This is a genomic window from Pseudomonas typographi (assembly GCF_014694385.1).
GTDB lineage: Bacteria > Pseudomonadota > Gammaproteobacteria > Pseudomonadales > Pseudomonadaceae > Aquipseudomonas > Aquipseudomonas typographi.
This window is the reverse complement of record NZ_JAAOCA010000008.1, coordinates 104,183-123,266: the sequence shown is the minus strand read 5'-3', so window position 1 is coordinate 123,266 and position 19,084 is coordinate 104,183. Positions and strand designations below refer to the sequence as shown.

The following is a 19,084-nucleotide window of genomic DNA, read 5'->3' as shown; positions in this document are numbered from 1 at the left end:
ATCCATGCTTGCATGGGTACGAACCCATTCGAAGGAGACGCCGCATGACCAGCCGCCTTACCCCTACGCTGCTTGCCCAGGTTGACCAGGCCAAACGCGATTTCGCCAAGGCCTTCAGCGTGCTCAGCAACACCCGCACCTTGACCGCCACCAACACCTTCCAAGCCTACGTGCGGGTGCCCGACACCGACCTGGTGCTGGCACTTCACGCGCCGAGCCCCTGGGCCGAGGACACGACCATTGGCGCTGTTGTCGCCAGCTACAGCGGCGAGGTGGTGCTGGACGAAACCGCCGACAATGGCTCCCCGCTCAGCGGCCGTAAGGCGGGAGGGAACGGCCAGCGCTACGCGGCCGTTTTCCAGCAATGCTCGCAGGTTAATATCGTCAGCCATGTGCACACCCCCTACCTGGGCGGCTGGGCCAGCGCCCATCGGGTACTGCCCATCCGTTACGCCGCCTCGCAACGGGTGACCCTGGCCCGTGAACTGCCGCTGTACGTAGACCGTCGCCAGCCAGAGCAGCATTTCATCGTCGAGCGCATCCAGGAGAACCCCCACACGCCAGCCATTCTGGAGGCCAACGGCGGCGCGACATTCTGGGGGCACAGCATCCTGCAGGTGGCCAAGTTGATCCTGCTGATCGAGGAGGGCGCTTATTTCCAAGGCCTGGCCGAACCCTTGGGCGGTTCCAAGGAATTTGGCCCCGGCGTGCTGGAGCAGCAATGGAAGATGACCGGGCTGTGGGCCGAGGGCCAAAAGTTGCTGGAGGCAGCCGCATAACCTGCGCGGTCGCTGACACGAAGCCCTCCTTGCAGGGCTTCGTACTGTTCAGGCCTGGCTGGGCGCTTGCGTTGGCGTTTGTACCGCTTTACGCAGCCCCAGCGGCACCAGCAGCAAGGGCAGCAGGCCGGCCACCACCAGCACGGCCAGCAATGGCAGGCGCGACGGCAGTGTGAACAGCGGGAACAGCAGCACCGGGCCGAGGAACATCGACAGGTATAGGGCCTGTTCGGCAATGCCACCGGCGCCCATCACGTCCCCGTGCCGGCTCATCTGCGGGATGCGGGTGAAGATCCAGGCAATGACGAAGCTGCCGAAGAAGCCCTGGCCGATTTTCGCCGCCACCGCCAGGTTCGCCCCGACGCCAGGCACGAACGTCAGTACCTCCAGGGCCACCCCAAGCACCGCGCCGCCCACCACCGCCACCGGCCCCACACGGCGCAGGTTGAGTATGAAACCGGCCAGCAGGCCCGCCAGCACGCTGCTCAGGATGCCCACCGTGGAGATCAAGCCAATCGTGGCCGGGGCAACCCCCAACGTGTTGATGAAGTACGCCGGGGTGAGCGTGACTAGCCCCAACGCCACCGTCAGCGGCGCACCCAGCGCCAGTGCCAGGCGCACCAAGGACGGCTCGGTGTACAGCGCGAACACCTGCGCCAGCGGTTTGCGCTCGCGCGGTGCGACCAGGTTCCGGGCCGGCAGCCAAGGCGTGGCCAAGAGCAACAGCAGCAACACCACGGCATGCCCACTGAAGGCGATGCGCCAGGCGCCCGGGCCACCGTTCACGTAGGGCGCAACGGCGAAAATCGCAATCGCCCCGCCCAACGGCGAGGCCACTGACCAGAAGGCCAGGGCGGTGGTACGCCGCGGCCCTTCGGTGGTATGCACCAGCAGGGCCAGGGCGGCTAACACCACGCTGATGTAGCCCGCGCCTTCTACCACACGCAGCGCCAACAGTGTGCCGAATGCAGTGCTGCGGCTGGCCAGGGCGCTGCAGGCGGCTGCCAGCACCAAACCGGCGGCAATGGCGCGGCGTTCGCCCAGGCGCGCCACGCCCCAATTCACCAAGGGCGAGGCCAGGGCGGCGACCAATGCGACCGCCGAGACCACCCAACTGGCTTCGGCGGGGCTGACCGCAAAATCGCGGGCGATGTCGGCGACCAACAGGATGGTCTTGCCATGGCACGCCGCAACCAGCACGGCGAAGGTCAATGTGAGCGCTATCGATGGCCAGCTTCCGGCACGCATGGGGTGTTCCTCGAGTCGATGAGTGAGTGCGGCGTCAACGCCGTAAGGTGTTCACAACTTGCAGTTCGCTAAAGGCGTCGTAACCGCGTGCGCCGCCTTCGTAACCCAGGCCACTCCATTTTTGCCCGCCCTTGGGCGCGCCCGGGTGGATGTGCAGGTGCTGGTTGACCCAGGCCAGGCCACTGGCCAAGCGCGCCGCGACGGCTTCGCCACGGGCCGGATCGCTGGTCCAGACCGACGCGCCCAGCCCATAGGGGCTGGCATTGGCCTGGGCGATGGCGTCTTCGAGGTCGGTGAAGGGAATAATCGGCAGTACCGGGCCAAACTGTTCTTCATCTACCAATGCCACCCCCGCGTTGACGCCGCTGACCAGCGTGGGCGGGTAGAAAAAGCCCGGGCGGGCCAGCCGCCTGCCGCCGGTGTGAACCTCGGCACCCTGCCGGCGGGCGTCTTCGACCAGCGCTTCGACGCGTTGCAACTGCGCGGCGGTGGTCAACGGACCCAGTTCGCTGTTTGGGTTCAGGCCGTGGCCGATCTCGGTCCGCTCGGCGCGTTCCACCAGCGCCTGCAGCAGCGGCTCGAACAGGCTTTGATGCACATACACGCGCTTGATCGCGAAGCACACCTGGCCGCTGTTCCAGAACGCGCCCCAGAACAACGCTTCGGCGATGGCCGGGACCTGGGCATCGTCGAGTACCAGCGCCGGGTCGTTGCCGCCCAGTTCCAGGGTGAGCCGCTTGAGGTCGGCGGCGGCCTGGCCGTACAGGCGTTTGCCCGTGGCCACGCTGCCGGTGAAGGTGATGTGGCGCACCTGGGGCTGGCGCACCAGTTGTTCACCCACCTCGCCGGCACCGGCAATGACGTTCAGCACCCCGGCAGGGAATGCATCTTTGAGCAGGCTGGCCAGCAGCAGCGTCGACAGCGGTGTGTGTTCGGAGGGCTTGGCCACCACGGTGTTACCGGCGTGCAGCGCGGGCGCGATCTTTAGTACCAGGAGGATCAACGGCACGTTCCAGGGGGTGATCGCCGCCACCACGCCCAAGGGCTTGCGCACCACACGCACCACACGCTCGGCATCTTCTTGCAGCACCTCTGCCGCCGGCACCTCAAGCGCCGCGTAATGGTCGAAGGTGGCGGCCACCCCGGCCACTTCCTGGGTGGTGAAACGCAGTGGCCTGCCTTGTTCGCGGGTCACCAGCTCGGCCAGCGCCTCGGCGTGCTCGCGTACCAGGGCGGCGGCCCGGGCCGAGCTGTGGCGGCGTAGCGCGGGGTCTTCGGCCCAACTCGCTTGGGCGGCGTGCGCGGCGGCCACGGCCTGTTCGACCTGCTCTGGGCTGGCTAGCGCGGCCCGCCCCAGCCACGCCTCGCTGGCGGGGTCGTACACGTCAAGATAATGTTCCGCAGGGTGCAACTGGCCATCGATCAACAGTTCATAAGCGGGCATCGGTAGGCTCCTCAAGCGTCGGCCAGGATGGCGTCGGCGATTTTTTCGGCGAGCATCAGGGTTGGCAGGTTGGTGTTGGCGGTGGGGATCACCGGCATGATCGAGGCATCGACCACCCGCAGCCCACTGACGCCATGCACGCGGCCCGCGCTGTCGACCACCGCCAGCGGGTCGCTGGCGCGGCCGATCCGGCAACTGCCGCTGGGGTGCCAAACGCCCCCCACCTGGGTGCGCAGGTAGCCTTCCAGGGCAGCCTCGTCGGCGAGCAGCGCGGTTAACGCCGGGCCATCGCCCTGGGGGACCGCGAATGGGGTCAGCGTCAGTTGCAACTGATGGCGTGCCAGGCGCGGATGGGCGAACAGGTGTTGGATGGTCTCCAGCGCTGCACGGAGCCGCTGTAGGTCGCGGGGATCTGACAACAACTTGAAGTCGACCTGCACGGGGCTGTCGGGGTCGCTGTCTCGCAACTGCAGGTGGCCGCGGGAGCTTGGCTTGTTGATCCACACCAATGCACTGGCGACGTCGCGCTCGGCATCGGCCCCCACCGCCAGGTACAGGTCGGACGGCGTGGCCGGGTCCACCCCGGAAGACAGGCGAATCCCCAGTTGATGGGCGCTCCCGCCGTGGGGGTTGCGTGCCTCCTCGCGGGCACTGTCGCTCAAGCGTGCCACTGTGCCGATAGAGGTGTGTTCATAGAGGTTGCGGCCCACCCCGGGGCGGTCTGCGAGCACCTCGATGCCGAGGTCGTGCAGATGCGCCGCAGGGCCAATGCCGCTGCGCAGCAGCAGTGCCGGTGAGTGCAAGGCGCCGGCGGCCAGCACGGTTTGCCGCGCACGCACGCTGAGCACCTGGCCCTCGCGGCGCAGGCGTACGCCGGTGACCTTCGTACCTTCATGGAGCAAACCGAGCACCTGGCTGTCGGTCCAGATCTGCAGGTTGGGCCGGGCGCGGGTCGCTTCGTCGAGGTAACCGCGTGCGCTCGACACGCGCTGGCCGTGCTCCACATTCAATGCCGGCGGGAAGTAGCCATCCTCGAACACGCCGTTCTGATCGCCGATATTGCGCAAGCCTTGAGCTTGCAACGCGGCCACCACCGATTGGGTAAAGGCGCTCCAATGCTCGCTGCGCGGGCGGCTAATGGGTATGGGCCCGGCGTGGCCGTGCAGGGGCCCGCGGTAATCGGTGTCGCGTTCGAGCTTGCGAAAGTACGGCAGCACCTGCTCCCACGCCCAGCCTTCGGCACCCAGGGCCGCCCACTGGTCGTAGTCGCGCGGTAGGCCGCGGTTGGCTACCAGCACGTTGACGCTCGAGCCGCCGCCGAGCACGCGCGCCTGCTCTAGAAAGCGCACAGGCCGCTGTGCCGGGTCCGAGTGGTCGCCGTGCTGTACGTTCAGCCCCGGCCAGAAGTAACGCTCGCGCATCTGCAGGCGCAGGCGAAACGGGTCATGGCCATCAAGGATCTCCGCGGGCGTGGCGCCAGGCGGTGTATCGGGCCCCGCCTCGATGAGCAGCACCCGCAGCTGCGGGGCGGCGCTGAGGCGGTTGGCCAATACACAGCCGGCACTGCCCCCGCCAACGATAATAAAGTCATAGGGTGTATCGGGCATGGAAGCTCCTGGCGGCACGGCTGCCGGCATGGCGGGTGAGGGGTCAGAATTCGACGGCAATGCCGGCCACCAACGAGCGTGGGGCGCCGCGGTAATATTTGGGCGCGCTGTAGAACGCGCTGTCATCGGGGTTGGCCGATACCGCGCCGGAGTTCACGCCGGCGAGGTACTGCTTGTCGAAGGCGTTGTTCAGGTTGAGCGATACGGTGGTCTGCTTCAGCGCCCCGCCCCAATGCTTGAAGCGGTAGCCCAGGTTCAGGTCGAACACCGTATAGCCGCCAATGCGCTCGTTGTTGGCCAAATCACCATAGAAACTGCCGGTATAGCGGCCCAGGAAGTTGGCATAGAACACCTGGTCGTCGTAGCCGAGGCCGGCGGTGAACAGTTGGCGCGGGGAGTCGTACAGTTGCTTGCCAGCGGTGTTCTGGCTGGCGCCCGCGGCGCTGTAGTCGTCGCGCTGGGTCGCGCGCAGCCAGGTCCAGGAACCGAAATAATTGAAGTGCCCAGGCAACAGGCCATTGAGCGCGAGCTCAAGGCCGCGGCTGGTTACATCGCCGGCGTTGAGATAAGACGTTACCCCGCTGACCGCTTCATACGCCGCTTGGCGGTTCTTGAAGCGGTCGTAGAACAGGGCGGCGTTAAGCAGCAGCGCGTCGGTGGTGTAGCGCCAGCCGATTTCTTGGTTCCAGGTTTGCTCGGGTTTTTGCTTGGCACTACCGTCGCTGCGCCCGTACACCGATGCCACCGCCGGTACCCGCATGTTGGAGGTGGTGTTGTAGTACAGCTGTTGCTGTGCATTGAGCTGGTAGGCCAAGCTCAGGCTGGGCAGCACGTGGTGGTAGTCAGCGCTGTCGCCAAAGCCGCTGAGGCGATCGTCACCTTCAAGGCGGGTATGTTGCCATGCCAGCCCCGCGGTGAGGGTGAGGTCCGGGCGGATGTCCCAGGTGTCCTGCAGCCACAGCTTTTGCGTCGTGATCTGGTTCCTTTGGTTGGTGAAGTAAACAGTATTGCCGTTGCCATCGCGTAGGGGGTGGCTGCCATCGATGCTGGCGGGCTTGCCGTTGCCCTTGATCTGGATCACCGGCATCTGGTTATCGGCGTGGGTGTAATCGGTCCACAGCCCCAACTGCAAGGTGTGGGCGTCATTCAGGGTGATGTCCAGGGTATTGGAGCCGCCGATCCGGTACTGCGTGGGGTACACGCTCAGGGCACCGGTGACGCTCGGGTCGAGGGTGTCGCCGTCGCCGTTGAGGTCGCTGCCGGTACTGGCTTCGGACACCGACACTACCGACGCCGCTGCGGTGCCATCGGCCACGCGCACGAAGTAGGGGTTGACCTTTAACTGGACGTTATCACTGAGGTTGAACAGGCCGTTGAGGGCGTAGGTCTGGATCTTGAAGTCTGCCCGCGAAGCGGCCGCGCTGCTGCCAGGGGTGGTGCTGTCGGCCACCCCGGCGGTACCGCCGGCGGTGGGGTAGCTGGCTTGGGGGTAGCCGCTGTCATAATGGCCGGCGCGGTACTCGGCCAGTGTGGGGTATTTGTAGCTGTTGCTGCGCATCAGAAAACTGGAAAAAATCGCATTGAGGCGGTTGCCGTTGCCCCATTCGTACTGCAGGTTGCCTTCGTAGCGGTTCGACGACAGTTCACCGTCGCTGTCATCCCATAAGTCGGCGGTGGTGCGTGAGGTCGAGAACCAGGCTGAGAGGCCGTTGTATTCGCCGGTGTTGACCCGGGCGAAGGTACGCAGCAGGTTGTTGCTGCCGACGTTCTGCTTGAGCAACACGCCCGCTTCGCGAGTGGGCGCCACGGACTGGATTTGTACGCTGCCGCCGCTGGCCGTGAGGGTGGGTGCGTTGATCGAAGCACCGCCGTAAAACACCTGCACCGACTGGTAGTTTTCCGGGTCGCCAAAAAAGTCAGCATGAGGCGTCAGGAACTGCGGGTCATTCAGCGGTACGCCATCGCGGGTGAAACCGATCTGGTCTTGGGAAAAACCACGGATGTTCAAACCGCCTTCGGTCACCCCGCTATTATCGCCGCCGCTGGCGTGGACCCCGGGCATATACTTCAGTGCGCCGCTCACAGGGCTGTCGAGCGCGGCGAACTTTTCCAATTGCGCCTTGGTCAGGGTTGCCTTAGAGGCAGGCGCCTTTTCCTTGTGGGTATCGCCAACGCTGGCGCTGTTAGGGTCTTGGCCATTCACCACCACGGTGTCGAGGGTGGTGCCTATATTGGACGTGTCGGCCAGGGCAATGTTGGGGTGCAGTAAAAGTGCGCTGGATATTGCGATGGCAAGCGGTGCCAGGTGTAGCCCGTTGGGCAGTTTCATTTCGTTTTTCTCAAGTAGTAAGTTGCGCCTAAAGTGCTAAAGCAACGACTGTACCAATACTTAAGTGGCCAAAATAAAGGTGCTGGCCGCCTCTTTTAAGGGATATTGCTGATGTGGCGACACTGGGTTGCGTTTGTGCTGCTGCCAGGGAAGCAATGGCAAGTATCGATACGCCGTCTTAATAAAAGTGCATAACTTTATGGCCGAAATAAGTGCGCAGAAAAAACAAACACCCGCGTGCGGGTGTTTGTATGGGCAGGCGCTATCTAGGTTGCGCTGGCGGTTGCCAAACAGCCTCTAAGCCCAGGTTTTTCAACCCGTGTTCAACGAACTCGGGCGCCAGCAATGCATTCACGTCTACGGGCTGGCGAATCAGGCCTGCCTTCAGGCTATAGGCGATGCCGTCGGCATAGTGCTGCTTGAGCGCGGTGTCGAACAGCGGGCTGAAATGCGCCGCCCAACTTTCTCCCTGTACCTCACGCTGCAGCACGCTCAATGGCTGGCCAGATTGGGTTTGCCATTGCAGGTAGGTGGCCTGGTTGGCGTCTTGTGCTGCCCAAGCGGCGGCCTTGAGGTAAGCATCGACTACTAACTGCGTCAGTTCGGGGTAGTGCCTGACGAAGCCGTCGCTGCCCCACAGCTCGGCGCGCATTTTCCAGTCGGCTGGCGCCTGCTTGCTCGACCAGATGATTTTGCCAACTTGTTTGTCTTCGAGCAGGTAGGCATCGCTGAGGGTAAAGAATGCGTCGACCCGGCCCGCACTGAGCGCGGCCGCGCCGGCCTGCGGGTTGAGGTTCAGGATATGGAAATCACTGAACGACAAGCCACTGGCGGCCACCAGCTTGGCGAAGGACAACTCCCACGGCCGGCCGCGGTGCAGGGCGATGCGTTTGCCCTTGAGGTCGGCCAGGCTCTGGGCAGGTGAGTTGGGCGGCACTACCAGGTAAACATTGTTACCCACGCCGCCCGGCGCGATCAGCCGTGTGGAAACGCCAGAGGCGTTAGCGATGATCGACGGCAAGTCGCCGTAAAAGGCGAAGTCGATGCGCTGGTTGGCGAACTGTTCGTTGACGAACGTGCCCACCGAGGCGGTGGCTGCTGGCACCCATTCCAGGCGGATACCACGTTCGCCCAGTTGCTGCTCCAGCCACTTGTCGCGGTCCATGATATACGCCGGGCCGTTGAAGGTGACCTGGCCCGCGTTGGTGTAGGCGACCGTGGCAATGCGCACCGTGGTGGGCTGCTCGGCGGCCTGGGCCATGCCGGCCAGCCCAAGCAGGGCGGCGAGCAACGCGCGGCACGGGCGCCAAAAGGGTATTAAAGCCATACTGTTCTCCAGGGCATTTTAGAAGTCGGTAGTCACTGACACGCCGAAGGTGCGAGGGTCGCCGTACATCACCCCGGCGGTCTGGTAGCCGCCTGGCAGGGTGTGGCTGCGATATTCCTTATCGGTGACGTTGTTCGCGTACAGCGTCACATGGGTGGCGTCGCCCGGCAGCTCGTAGGTCACCCGTGCGTTGCCGAGGGTGTACCCGCCCGTGCGCATGCTGGCGCTCTGGTCGTTGGAGAAGAAATACTGCCGGCTACGGGTGTCCCAGTCCGTGCCCAGTACCAGCGCGCCGCCGACGGCGAGAGGGATGCGGTAGTCGGCGCCGATGACCGCCGAAACGCTGGGTGCTCGGACGAACTTATTGCCGGAGTAATCGTTGCTGCCCGAGGTGTAATCGGTGAACTCGGTGTGCAGCAACCCTAGCGAGGCGGTCAGGTGCAGGTTCTGTACCGGGATCGCTTCGATTTCGAATTCGCCGCCGTAGACCTCGCCTTTGGCGCCGTTGGCCAGCCGCGACACGGTCTGGTTGTCTACCGCGCTGACGATGTTGAGCTGGATGTCTTTGTAGTCGTAATAGAACACGGCGGCGTTGGCGTTGAGCCTGCCGTCGAACCATTCGGACTTCAGGCCCAACTCGTAGGCGGTGAGAAACTCCGGGTCCACCGTGGCAACCGTGGCCTGGTTGGTGGCGCCGGTGTTATAGCCGCCGGAGCGGAAACCGTAGGCGTAGCGAAAGTACACCCGGGCGTTATCCGAGAGCCGGTATTCCGGGGTGAGGTCGTAGGTCCAGTCGCTCCAGGTATTGCGTTCATCCTGCACGGCATTGACCGCCAATGCTGAGCCTACGCTGCTGGTCTTCCACCAGTCGGAACCGGTGAAGTTTGCCGCGCCGCTGTTTTGCAGGCGGCTCAGGTCGATGTCCTTGGTTTCCCGGGTCCAGCGCAGCCCGGCGGTCACGCTGAAGGCGTCAGTGAAGTGAAACGTACTGCTGCCGAACAGCGCATAGCTTTCGGTACGTTGGTCATAGCTCAGGTTGTTGTAATACGGTGTGATGTAGGGGTTGGCCAGTGCTGCGTTCACCCCCGTGGAATGCAGGTCTTCGTTAAAGTAGTGGAACCCCACTACCCAACTCAGCCGGTCGGCCTTTGCCGAAGCGAGGCGTATTTCCTGCGACCATTGGCGGCTATCGGCATAGGAGTAGCTGCGTTGCAATTCTTGCGGTGTGTTGTCGCCGTCGCTGAAGCCGTCGCGGGTGAAGTGTTCGAACGCGGTAATGGAGGTGAGGGTCAGGTCGCCCAATTGCCAATCCAGGTTCAGGCTGGTACCGGCCTGGTCGACGTCGCTTTCGTATTTGGAGTTGAAGTTGACTTTGCCTTGTTTCGGGTCGATGTGGTAACCGAATTGGTTGTTACCGTTCGGTTGCAGGCCGTAACTGACCGTGCTGTAGCCGGCGGTGTCGTGATAACTGCGTGCATGCAGGTTGAGGTTGGCCTGTAAGTTATCGTTGATGTTCGCCAAAAACTGCAGGCGCACGGCGTCGTCTTCCAGGCCGCCGCGGTCGTCGTTGTCGGCTATGTTTTCGTTGTAACCGTCGCGCGCCTCGTGGTGGAACGACACTCGGGCGGCCAGGCGGTCGTCGACTAACGCATCACTGGCGGCCCCTTCGACTACACGGTCGTTGTAGTTACCCGCGCCAATCTTGAAATAGCCCGAGGGGTCGAAGGTCGGTTTGCGTGAAATGAAGTTGATCGCACCACCGGTGGTGTTCTTGCCCCAGAGCGTGCCTTGCGGGCCCCGTAGCACCTCGACCCGTTCCAGGTCGAACAGCGGGAAAGCAGTGGCGCTGATGTTGGCGATGTACACGTCATCAACATAGATGCCCACCGGGCTGACGGTGTTGGCGCCTTGGTCGCCCGTGCCCAGCCCGCGGATCCACCAGCGCGGCCGGCCATGGGCTTCGGTGGTGCCGGCCGAGGCGTTGGGAATGTACCGCGTTATTTCGTTGGCGGATTGCAAGGCGTCGTCGCGGACCTTATCGCCGCTGAGCACCGAGATGGCCGACGGTATCTCCTGTGCGGTTTCCTCGCGCTTTTGCGCGGTTACCGTGACCTTGGGCAGGTAATCGCCGGTGGCGGGCCCGTCGGCCTGGGCGTCGCTGCTCTGCGCTTGGCCGGCCTGGGTGTCGGCCGCCGCGAGGCTGCTCCAGCTACCCAGCGCCAAGGCTACCGCGGTGGCCAATGCGGTGTGTGTGTACATGTTTCCCCCTGGTGAACATCACGCGCCCCAAATGGGGGGCGCAAGCGAATGGTGAGCGATGCGCTGCGCATCGGTGGCATTTCGCTGGAAATGCGCCAAGGTGGATGGCAACAACCGTACCGTTTTGAAGAAATATTATAACTAATTGTAATTAAAGGCTTTTTGTTGGGGCCGGCGGCGCCGGGTGCCTGCCACGGCAGCAGCGATTGCTGCTGCCGTGGTGCTGGCGCAGCAAAGCACCCGGCCCCGGCACTGAAAAATTAAAATCGAATAAACAAATTACTATTCATAATTTTTTGTTAACACGCTGAATAGGGCAGGATCAGCGCACTGATATCGAGGACCGCCGCCATGTCGTTGCTTTCCCACCCCAACGCCCGTGACCTGAACAAGTCACTGCGTGCTTCGGCGTTGGTATTCGAAGACCCTCGTTCACGCGAGCTGCTCAACCGCATCGAGCGGCTGGCCCCCAGTGAGGCCAATGCCTTGATCATGGGCGAGACGGGAACCGGCAAGGAGCTGGTCGCACGGCATATCCACGCCCTGAGCCGGCGCGGCAAGGCGCCGTTCGTGGCGGTCAATTGCGGGGCACTGCCGGAAACCTTGGTTGAGAGCGAGTTGTTCGGCCATGAGAAGGGTGCTTTCACCGGGGCTTTTGCCAGTAAGCAGGGGTGGTTCGAAGCGGCCAATGGCGGAACGCTGTTCCTTGATGAAATCGGTGACCTGCCGCTGAATTTGCAGGTCAAGCTGTTACGGGTGCTGCAGGAGCGCGAGGTGGTTCGCCTGGGTGCGCGGCAGCCCACCGCCATCGATGTTCGGCTGGTCGCCGCCACCAACGTGAACCTTGCTGACGCAGTAGTGGCCGGCAACTTTCGTGAAGACTTGTTCTACCGCCTGCACGTGGCGACCATTCGCCTACCACCGTTGCGCGATCGACCAGGTGACATCCTGCCGTTGGCACGGTTCTTCCTGGAGGAGCACTGCCGGCGCCAGGGCTACCAGCACGCGCTACTGAGCGCCGAAGCCGAGCGCACGCTTATCGCCCATCAGTGGCCGGGCAACATTCGTGAATTGGAGAACGCTATCCACCATGCACTACTGGTCTGCCGTGACCAGCGAGTGCAGCCGGTGGATTTGCATTTGGTTGAGCTGCCCTCGGCCCCCGCGCGGCACGAACTGGCGGCCCCTGGCGCGGGCAGCGCCCTGCATAGCCTCGACGCCGCATTGCTCGCGCTGTACGAACAAAACCTGCCGGACCTTCACGATTTTATCGAGGCGGCGTTATACCGAACGGCCTATTCGTACTGCGACGGCAACCAGTTGCAGACCGGCCGCCTGCTGGGGATCAGCCGTAATATCGTCAGGGCGCGGTTGGAGAAATACGGGCACATACGCCCCAGCGCTCAGTAGGGCGGCCGCAACACCGCCTGGATGTAGGCATGTTTTCAGGTGCAACAGTGAACGGCCCATGAACCGTTGTAGCAGTGTTTTGGCTGGCGTTGGCCGGCCGGCTCGGCAATGCCGCTATCGAGCCGGTGTGGGCACTTTATTTAACTTCTTGGCCCTGCTTGTCGCGGATTTCGATGAGGGTGGCGTTCTCGCGGTTGATCATCAAGTAGTGGTCGCCTGAGGCCACCCACTGGGCGTTATCCTCCGGGGGCGGCAGTTGCTTCGCTTTCCAATCGCGTAAGGCCACTTCACCACGGGAATTGGAGTCGGGTACCTTGTCGCCCTTGCCGTAGCACTTCGCGTTGTCCAGGAATTTTATCCACACTTGGTCGCTTTTGCAGTCGCTGGGCTTTATGTCGTCTGCCTGGGCAAACAACGGTGCGGTGGCTATCGCGCCCGCCAGCAGGGCACCCCATGGCAATATCCAACCAGGCTTTTGCATGTTCATTCTCCGGTAAGGTGGCTACAAATGAGAGTGCACATGGCCAGAGGAAGTTTAAAAAAGCTGAGGGGCAAACGTGTGGGCAAAGCGGCGCTTATCGAAGCATGGCTTGAAAGCTGAGCGCATCGGGCAAGGCCGCGCCGGCGGCGGTGTTATCGAAAATACACCAGGTCGGTATGCCGGCTTCCAGGGCCTGTTGGGTATCGTGAGCGAAACGTTGGAGCCGCTCAGGTGAATACGCGCTGTAGTACGTCTTCGGCGAGCCATGCAGCCGCCAATAGCGCAGCCCTGGCCAGCCAGCGGGGCTGGCGTCGGAGCTGATCCGGGAGGGGTCCGCCGCGACTTGGCCAATTTGTGCATCGACCAGCATCGCCTGCGCTTGAACCCAGGACTCATGGCGGGGCTCAATCACCACTCCACCGCTGAAGCGCCGCCGCAACAGGCTGAAGAACGCATTCGCCACGTCTGGCTGGTACATCAAAGAAGGCGGTAGCTGGACCAGTACGCAGCCTAGGTGGGCACCCAACGCCGAGCATTCGCTGAAAAACGCATCGAGCAAATCCTCGCACGCCACCAACCGCTGAACATGGGTGATCAATTTGGGCATCTTCACTGAAAAGCGAAAACCGGGCGGCGTGGAGCTCGCCCAACGCCCATAGGTTTGCGGCCTATGCGCGCGGTAGAACGAGCTGTTCACTTCCACGGCGTTAAGCCTGGTGGCATAGCGTTGCAGGTGCGTGCCGGTGGCGGCAAAGGCTGGCCAATGTTCGCGGGGCAGGCTCCAACCGGCACAGCCCACATACGCCTGACCGAGTGGGCCCACTACAGGGCCTTCTCAGCGTCGCGCATGAAGATTTCCACGGTCTTGGGGCCGATGCCGTCGAACGCCTGCAGCCGTTGTTTGAACTCGCCCAGGTCGCTGCTGGCCTCGCGGATGCTGGTGACTTTGCCGGCGTAGTCGCTGTTGAGCTTGGCGGCCAGCGAAGACAAGCGTTCGGCAGTGGACTCGTCGTAGCGGCTATAGTGGCCCTCGCCGAGCATGCCGACCAACTCACGGTGCGAGCGCTGGCTGAGTTTGCGCGGGGTGTCGACCGCGTGTTTATCAACGATCACGTGATAGGCCTCGGCGGCAATCCCCGCCTGGATGCGTTTGCCCATCAGCAAACTGGCGATCAACCATTTGAACAGCGCCTTTTCGCCGCCGGATCCCAGGTTGATGCCCAGGTCTGCGGCGCTGATAGCGTGTGCCATTTTTCACCTCCACAAAAGCGTATGTATGGGTAGCGCGTGTAGAGTGGATTACCCAAAAACCTGCGAATTCCATCCAGCGCGCAATCGCATAGCCGCGCTTGGCCCTGTTAGGGGTTGCATAATGCGGCTGGTCGCGCCAGCACGCTGGCACCGGAGGCATCCGCCTGCAGCGGCGCGGGTGCTAGGCAGCGCCGGGCCGCTGTGATAAACGCCGCGTTTCAGCGCGGGGCGCCTGCCTGGCGAAACGTGAGGTTGACCCGCCGTGGCCCCAACCGCGGATGTTCGCCTTCCTTCAGCGGCAGCACCCCGTGGTAGCGCAGGCGGTCCTCGCCGCCCCATACCACCACGTCGCCATGTTGCAGCGGTACTTTCACCGTGCGATCGCCACGGGCCAACCCACCCCACTGGAACACTGCCGGCAGCCCCAGCGAAACCGATACGATCGGCGCACTCAGGTCATGTTCGTCGCGGTCTTGGTGCAAGGTCAGGCGGCTGCCGGGACGGTAGTGGTTGACCAAGCAGGCATCCGGCGCAAAGCCCTCGAAGCCGGCTTCACGGGCCGCTGCTTGGGCCAGTGCCAGGAAGGCGCCTGGCATCGCCGGCCATGCCCGGCCGGTGTTCGGGTCTACGGGGCTGTAGCGGTAACCGCGGCGGTCGCTGGTCCAGCCCAACGGGCCGCAGTTAGTCATGCCCACCGACATGGTGAAGCCGCCCGGGGTCACCAGATGGCGCAGTGGCGCCTGTTGGCGAACCTGCAATAGGGCCGGCAGCAGTTGTTCGGCCCAGGGCAGCGCAAAGCCGCGCAGCAGCCAAGCCTGGTTGCCCAAGGCTTGGCGTTCGCCGGGCGTGGTGGGCTCAGCGGCGAACAGGTCGAGGGTGTACGCCATTTAGCTCACTTGCCGGGCACCAGGGTAAGCCGCTGGGTGCCGTAGGCCTTGTCGAAGTTTTGCGGCTGCATCGGGAATGTCACGTAGCGGCCCTTGAGCCAGGCATCTATGCCATCGGCATAGTGGGGGCTGGCGGGGTTGCCGGACTGCCCAGTGCTGTTCTGGCCGATCATTGGCTCGGCCTGGCCGAAGTCGACGACGATACGCATCGCCGGGGCCAGCCAGGTCTCGAAGTCGCTGCCGCCCCAATGGTACGCCGCGGCGTTGAGGGTGTCATGGTCGCCGCCGGCCGGGTACGGGCCACGGTCCAGGTAACCCTTGAGGGCGGCCAGCCCCGCACGCTGGCCGGCGTCTAGCCAGGGCGCCAGCTTGGTACTCTCGCTGGTGAAGGTGTAATGGTGCAAGTTGCCCCACTGCCAAGCCGCGTGGTCGCTGCCCAATTGCGCTTCGCCGGCGCTGACGGCGGCAGCCAGGCTGCGGGCGAGGATAGCCGGCTTGTCTTCTTTTTGCGGGGTGTGCACATCATCCCAGAACGGGCTGTCATCGCGCCCCAGCAGGTGGTCGGCCTGGGCCGAATAGCTGGCATCGCCGTTGGCGACGAAGGCCTTCCAGCTTGGGCTGTCTTCCGGGCCCAATTCATCGAGGAAAATCTGCCGCGTACTCTGTTGCAAGAACAGTGCATAAAGCGCCGCATCCGCAGACGTAGCGCTAAGTCGGCCGTCGAAGGCCAACAGCCGGTTCAGCGCTTCCCGCGCTTTGGCGCGCTCGGCATCGGGCAGGGCGTCGATGGCTTTTTTCAGCGGGGCGGCCATGCCTGGCGCCTGGAACATGGTTTTGAGCTTGGCGGCAAAAGTGGTGGTTTGGTCGTATTGCATGGCGATCATGCCGCGTGCGTCCTGCTTGCCAGTGGCCGCCAACTGCGCCAGGCGCTCGGCACGCCCCGGCGAATACCAAGAGCTGGACAACTGCATGCCGTAGCCCGGCTGCGCGGTGCGCTGGTTGGCGGTGCCCAGCCAACCTTGAGGCGGGTCTTGGTCATAGGGGTGCAGCATCGGGTCGGCGTAACCATCCCAGTCATATTGGCCATTCCAGCCCGGCGAAGGCACCAGACCCTTGCCGTCCTTGCGGTTGGGATAACGACCGGTGACTTGCCAGCCGATGCTGTGGGCATCGGCGAACACCATGTTCAGGGCGATGGCGCGAATCTCGCGGCTGGCGTCGAAGGCTTTTTCCACGCTGCTGGCGCGGGAAAGGTCGAAGAACGCATCCAGGGTTTTATCGCCCTTGAAGTCTGGCATTTTCAGCGCCAGGCCGTAGCCACTGGTGAGCGGCGACGGCTGCAGGGCCAGTTTCTGCTCGCCCAGCGCGGTATTGAGCAACGGCCCGTGGGCGGTGCTATACACCACCTCGCGTACCGGGCGCTGGCCCTTGATGAAGTACGTCTCGTTGCGCGCTCCAGCCCGCTGCCATTTACCGCCTTCGAGGTAGTAAAGGGTGCCGTTCTCGCGCTTGAGCTGCTCCAGGAACAGGTCTTGGGTGTCGCCCATTACCATGGTCATGCCCCAGGCCACCTGGCCATTGAAGCCTGCGACCACCGCGGGAATGCCGGCCAGGGAAACCCCGGCAGCCTGGTATTTAGGGGCGCGGACCTGCACGAAATTCCACGCCGAGGGGATGCCCAGCGGCAGGTGCGTGTCGTTGGCGAACAGGCTTTTGCCACTGCGGCTACGGGCTGGCGCAAAGGCCCAGTTATTGGAGGCGGCAAAGCCCTGCTGGCCTAACGCCGCCAATTGCTCGCTCACGTTATCCAGGCCTGCGAAACCGCCGGAAAGGTTCAAGCCCTTGAGCTTGTCGGCCTCGCTGAACGGCAAGGCTTCGTCGGGGTAGATGGGCAGCAGCCAGGCGAGTTTGTCTGCGCCGACCTTCTGCGCCAGTATCAACGCGTTGATTTCTTCATGCAGGTTGCTCGACAGGCTGAAGTTCATCAAGCAAAAAATCAGCGCCGAATCCTGAGGTTTCCAGTATTCGGGCGAATAGCCCGATTGCGCCAGGTCCATTGGCAGCTTGTCGCGGTAACGGTACAGCCAAGCGTTGACGCCACGGGCGTAGATTTCGAAAAACTGCTTCAGTCGTGGCGAGGCGGCTTCGTACAGTTCATCGGCGCGGCCCTTCAGGTCTACCGTGCGCATGAAACGGTCTACATCCAGTACCGCCGGCCCGGCCAACTCGGCCAGCCGCCCTTCGGCCAGCAAGCGCATGCTAGCCATTTGGCTGATACGGTCGCTGGCATGTACGTAGCCCAGGGCGAACAGCGCATCATGGAAGTTGCTACTTTCGATCAGCGGCATGCCCAGTTCATTGCGCCGCACCGACACGTTCTGCGCCAACCCCATGAGGGGCTGCACGCCACGGGTGGGCGGCAGGCTGTTGCTGTAACGGTCGTCGAGCCAGTTTTGGCAGCCGCCCAAACCAAGCAGGCTGGCGGCGGCGGTGGCCATGGCCAGCCGGGGAAGAAGAGGGCGCGAAACGGGCGATGCCATGGCTACTCCTGCATGCAGGCAACGGAAAGGCGCTAAGGTAGTGAGGTAGGGGCAAAGCTGCAAGCTTCAGCCTCACGCCGCGGGCGAGGAGCGGCCACGCAGCCCGGCAGCAAAGGGCACCGTCAACAATGTGCAGCGAACTTTTGAAACACCACACTCGCTTGTAACCGGCGAATGCAGCTCGGCTCCCGTTTCGCTGGCAGCGCCGACGAAAAGCTGAACGAGGCGGTGGGCGGCGGGTCAAGAGTAGTGCAGGGTGGTGCACTATGCGCCCTATCTGTTCACCGTCTTGAGGGAGCCGCCAATGAAACAGTGGGAAGTCACCTTCGTCGATCAAAACGGCGTACCCACTCGCTTGCCTATTTTATCGGAACACTGCCCCAGTGACGAAGAGGCGGCGCGCTTGATCCGAGCGCATCTGTTCCCCGTGATCGACAAGGTGGACCTGAACGACTTCCAGGGGCGCGCCAGCTCACCCACGGCCAAATGGCTGGAGGAGCAAAATGGCGTGAAGATCACGGCTATCACCCCGCTAGCCTAAAGGGCTATGCCAACGGTTGGCGGCCCAGTGCCAGCAATCAGGTTGCCAAGCGGCGTTGCCGCCACAGGGGTGCGCTGTGGCGCCGGGTGGCGTCCATATGCCCCCGCCAATGCTTGCCCAATTTTTGAAACACACCGTTCAGGGCGTTCGGCAGCGGCCCTCTGGTGCCCGGCGGGCTTTTCCCCTACTCTGCAACGAGCCCCGCGCAACGCCGCGGGGCGCAGTGGGTTGTTGGCATCATGCTGCCGGGGCCGAGCGGGTAGGTACTGCTGAGGGCGCTGGCCATAGGAGGTCTTTGAAACACGGAAAGTCTATCCATCGCCAATGAGGAGGACGTTTCATGAGCAATGCCTACCAGGAAGATATCAGCACCACCGTGCTGCGCCGTATGAAAGAAGGCGGCTTCGATTTTGCCCGCATCCACCCCATTGAGTTTTACGCAGTGTTCCCCGACGAAGGCGGTGCGCGTGCGGCCGCCGGCCAGTTCCGCGGTGAGTCGCTTAACGCGCAGGTGAGTGAGCGTGACGACGGTGCCTGGCACTTGGAACTGTCGAAACTGATGTATGCCACGCATACGGGCATTGATGAGTTCGAACATGATTTCGCCTCAGTTGTGCGCCCGCTGGGGGGGGAGTTCGAAGGCTGGGGTGTAAAACAGCGCGTTCGTAAGCTCAACGCATGAAGGCGCCGCCCTACAAGGTCAGCTTCGGCTGGCCTTTTTCATACGTATAAAACACCGCGCCAAGCGGGTGGTTGGCCGCCAACGTGTGGGGGCTGAACCGCCCACCCGGTAGTTAGGAAAGATGATTGAGCTGCGACGTATCGCCGTGGAAGCCGGCTATGCTGGCCATAGAACGTGACCGCAATGGGCCGCTTCGCAATGAGGCGCAGGCGGTTGAGCGTTTTGCGCATGCGCCCCATTTCGGTGCGCGGTCTCTTGTTGTTTTTATCAAGGCATTGATATTTATAGGTTTATGCCGG

General features: G+C 63.2%; 15 protein-coding genes. 4 read left to right on the top strand and 11 right to left on the bottom strand.

Going from position 1 to position 19,084, the window contains the following annotated elements; translation table 11 throughout:
• The first annotated feature begins 44 nt into the window (after positions 1 to 44).
• A complete protein-coding gene (locus HAQ05_RS08360) occupies positions 45 to 779 on the top strand; it encodes a class II aldolase/adducin family protein (RefSeq protein WP_190419318.1) in 735 nt (244 codons plus the stop codon).
• 48 nt (positions 780 to 827) lie between these two features.
• Here the strand turns inward: HAQ05_RS08360 and HAQ05_RS08355 are convergent, their stop codons facing one another.
• The 6 genes from HAQ05_RS08355 to HAQ05_RS08330 form a co-directional block, all read right to left on the bottom strand.
• Entirely contained in the window at positions 828 to 2,027 is a 1,200-nt protein-coding gene (locus HAQ05_RS08355; protein WP_190419316.1) for an MFS transporter, read from the bottom strand.
• A 34-nt stretch (positions 2,028 to 2,061) separates the two neighbouring features.
• Entirely contained in the window at positions 2,062 to 3,471 is a 1,410-nt protein-coding gene (locus HAQ05_RS08350) for an aldehyde dehydrogenase family protein (protein ID WP_190419314.1), read from the bottom strand.
• A gap of 11 nt (positions 3,472 to 3,482) precedes the next feature.
• Complete coding sequence (locus tag HAQ05_RS08345; protein ID WP_190419312.1) at positions 3,483 to 5,078, bottom strand: GMC family oxidoreductase; 1,596 nt, start codon at positions 5,076 to 5,078, stop codon at positions 3,483 to 3,485.
• Positions 5,079 to 5,121: 43 nt separating this feature from the next.
• Positions 5,122 to 7,407, bottom strand: coding sequence for a TonB-dependent receptor family protein (locus HAQ05_RS08340; protein WP_190419311.1), 2,286 nt, complete (start codon positions 7,405 to 7,407; stop codon positions 5,122 to 5,124).
• Between the two features lie 262 nt (positions 7,408 to 7,669).
• The gene (locus HAQ05_RS08335; RefSeq protein WP_202988049.1) at positions 7,670 to 8,734 is read right to left on the bottom strand and encodes an ABC transporter substrate-binding protein; all 1,065 of its coding nucleotides are present in this window, start codon (positions 8,732 to 8,734) and stop codon (positions 7,670 to 7,672) included.
• Positions 8,735 to 8,752: 18 nt separating this feature from the next.
• Positions 8,753 to 10,993 (bottom strand): TonB-dependent receptor, encoded by a 2,241-nt coding sequence (locus tag HAQ05_RS08330; protein ID WP_190419309.1) that lies wholly within the window; start codon positions 10,991 to 10,993, stop codon positions 8,753 to 8,755.
• A gap of 351 nt (positions 10,994 to 11,344) precedes the next feature.
• Between HAQ05_RS08330 and HAQ05_RS08325 the strand changes: the two genes are divergently transcribed.
• The gene (locus HAQ05_RS08325) at positions 11,345 to 12,403 is read left to right on the top strand and encodes a sigma-54 interaction domain-containing protein (RefSeq protein WP_190419307.1); all 1,059 of its coding nucleotides are present in this window, start codon (positions 11,345 to 11,347) and stop codon (positions 12,401 to 12,403) included.
• Between the two features lie 136 nt (positions 12,404 to 12,539).
• Here the strand turns inward: HAQ05_RS08325 and HAQ05_RS08320 are convergent, their stop codons facing one another.
• The 5 genes from HAQ05_RS08320 to HAQ05_RS08300 form a co-directional block, all read right to left on the bottom strand.
• Positions 12,540 to 12,884: an RcnB family protein gene (locus HAQ05_RS08320; protein ID WP_190419305.1), complete on the bottom strand. Its 345-nt coding sequence runs from the start codon at positions 12,882 to 12,884 to the stop codon at positions 12,540 to 12,542.
• 94 nt (positions 12,885 to 12,978) lie between these two features.
• Entirely contained in the window at positions 12,979 to 13,707 is a 729-nt protein-coding gene (locus HAQ05_RS08315) for a DUF72 domain-containing protein (protein WP_190419303.1), read from the bottom strand.
• The gene (locus HAQ05_RS08310; RefSeq protein ID WP_190419301.1) at positions 13,707 to 14,135 is read right to left on the bottom strand and encodes an HhH-GDP family DNA glycosylase; all 429 of its coding nucleotides are present in this window, start codon (positions 14,133 to 14,135) and stop codon (positions 13,707 to 13,709) included. Before HAQ05_RS08310 ends, HAQ05_RS08315 begins: the two co-directional genes overlap by 1 nt.
• A gap of 218 nt (positions 14,136 to 14,353) precedes the next feature.
• Positions 14,354 to 15,022 (bottom strand): DNA oxidative demethylase AlkB, encoded by a 669-nt coding sequence (alkB, locus tag HAQ05_RS08305; protein WP_190419299.1) that lies wholly within the window; start codon positions 15,020 to 15,022, stop codon positions 14,354 to 14,356.
• Between the two features lie 5 nt (positions 15,023 to 15,027).
• Positions 15,028 to 17,562 (bottom strand): penicillin acylase family protein, encoded by a 2,535-nt coding sequence (locus tag HAQ05_RS08300; protein WP_190419297.1) that lies wholly within the window; start codon positions 17,560 to 17,562, stop codon positions 15,028 to 15,030.
• Between the two features lie 304 nt (positions 17,563 to 17,866).
• On the opposite strand from HAQ05_RS08300, the gene HAQ05_RS08295 reads away from it, so the two are divergent.
• A complete protein-coding gene (locus HAQ05_RS08295; protein WP_190419295.1) occupies positions 17,867 to 18,103 on the top strand; it encodes a hypothetical protein in 237 nt (78 codons plus the stop codon).
• 340 nt (positions 18,104 to 18,443) lie between these two features.
• On the top strand, positions 18,444 to 18,785 hold the full coding sequence (locus HAQ05_RS08290) for a ribonuclease E inhibitor RraB (RefSeq protein WP_190419293.1): 342 nt from the start codon (positions 18,444 to 18,446) through the stop codon (positions 18,783 to 18,785).
• Positions 18,786 to 19,084: the final 299 nt, after the last annotated feature.

Coding starts and splice junctions, on each gene's coding strand:
- HAQ05_RS08310 (WP_190419301.1), bottom strand. CDS start 14,135: ATGGCACACGCTATCAGCGCCGCAGACCTGGGCATCAACCTGGGATCC.
- HAQ05_RS08355 (WP_190419316.1), bottom strand. CDS start 2,027: ATGCGTGCCGGAAGCTGGCCATCGATAGCGCTCACATTGACCTTCGCC.
- HAQ05_RS08360 (WP_190419318.1), top strand. CDS start 45: ATGACCAGCCGCCTTACCCCTACGCTGCTTGCCCAGGTTGACCAGGCC.
- HAQ05_RS08325 (WP_190419307.1), top strand. CDS start 11,345: ATGTCGTTGCTTTCCCACCCCAACGCCCGTGACCTGAACAAGTCACTG.
- HAQ05_RS08295 (WP_190419295.1), top strand. CDS start 17,867: ATGAAACAGTGGGAAGTCACCTTCGTCGATCAAAACGGCGTACCCACT.
- HAQ05_RS08300 (WP_190419297.1), bottom strand. CDS start 17,562: ATGGCATCGCCCGTTTCGCGCCCTCTTCTTCCCCGGCTGGCCATGGCC.
- HAQ05_RS08345 (WP_190419312.1), bottom strand. CDS start 5,078: ATGCCCGATACACCCTATGACTTTATTATCGTTGGCGGGGGCAGTGCC.
- HAQ05_RS08340 (WP_190419311.1), bottom strand. CDS start 7,407: ATGAAACTGCCCAACGGGCTACACCTGGCACCGCTTGCCATCGCAATA.
- HAQ05_RS08330 (WP_190419309.1), bottom strand. CDS start 10,993: ATGTACACACACACCGCATTGGCCACCGCGGTAGCCTTGGCGCTGGGT.
- HAQ05_RS08335 (WP_202988049.1), bottom strand. CDS start 8,734: ATGGCTTTAATACCCTTTTGGCGCCCGTGCCGCGCGTTGCTCGCCGCC.
- HAQ05_RS08290 (WP_190419293.1), top strand. CDS start 18,444: ATGAGCAATGCCTACCAGGAAGATATCAGCACCACCGTGCTGCGCCGT.
- HAQ05_RS08350 (WP_190419314.1), bottom strand. CDS start 3,471: ATGCCCGCTTATGAACTGTTGATCGATGGCCAGTTGCACCCTGCGGAA.
- HAQ05_RS08320 (WP_190419305.1), bottom strand. CDS start 12,884: ATGCAAAAGCCTGGTTGGATATTGCCATGGGGTGCCCTGCTGGCGGGC.
- alkB (WP_190419299.1), bottom strand. CDS start 15,022: ATGGCGTACACCCTCGACCTGTTCGCCGCTGAGCCCACCACGCCCGGC.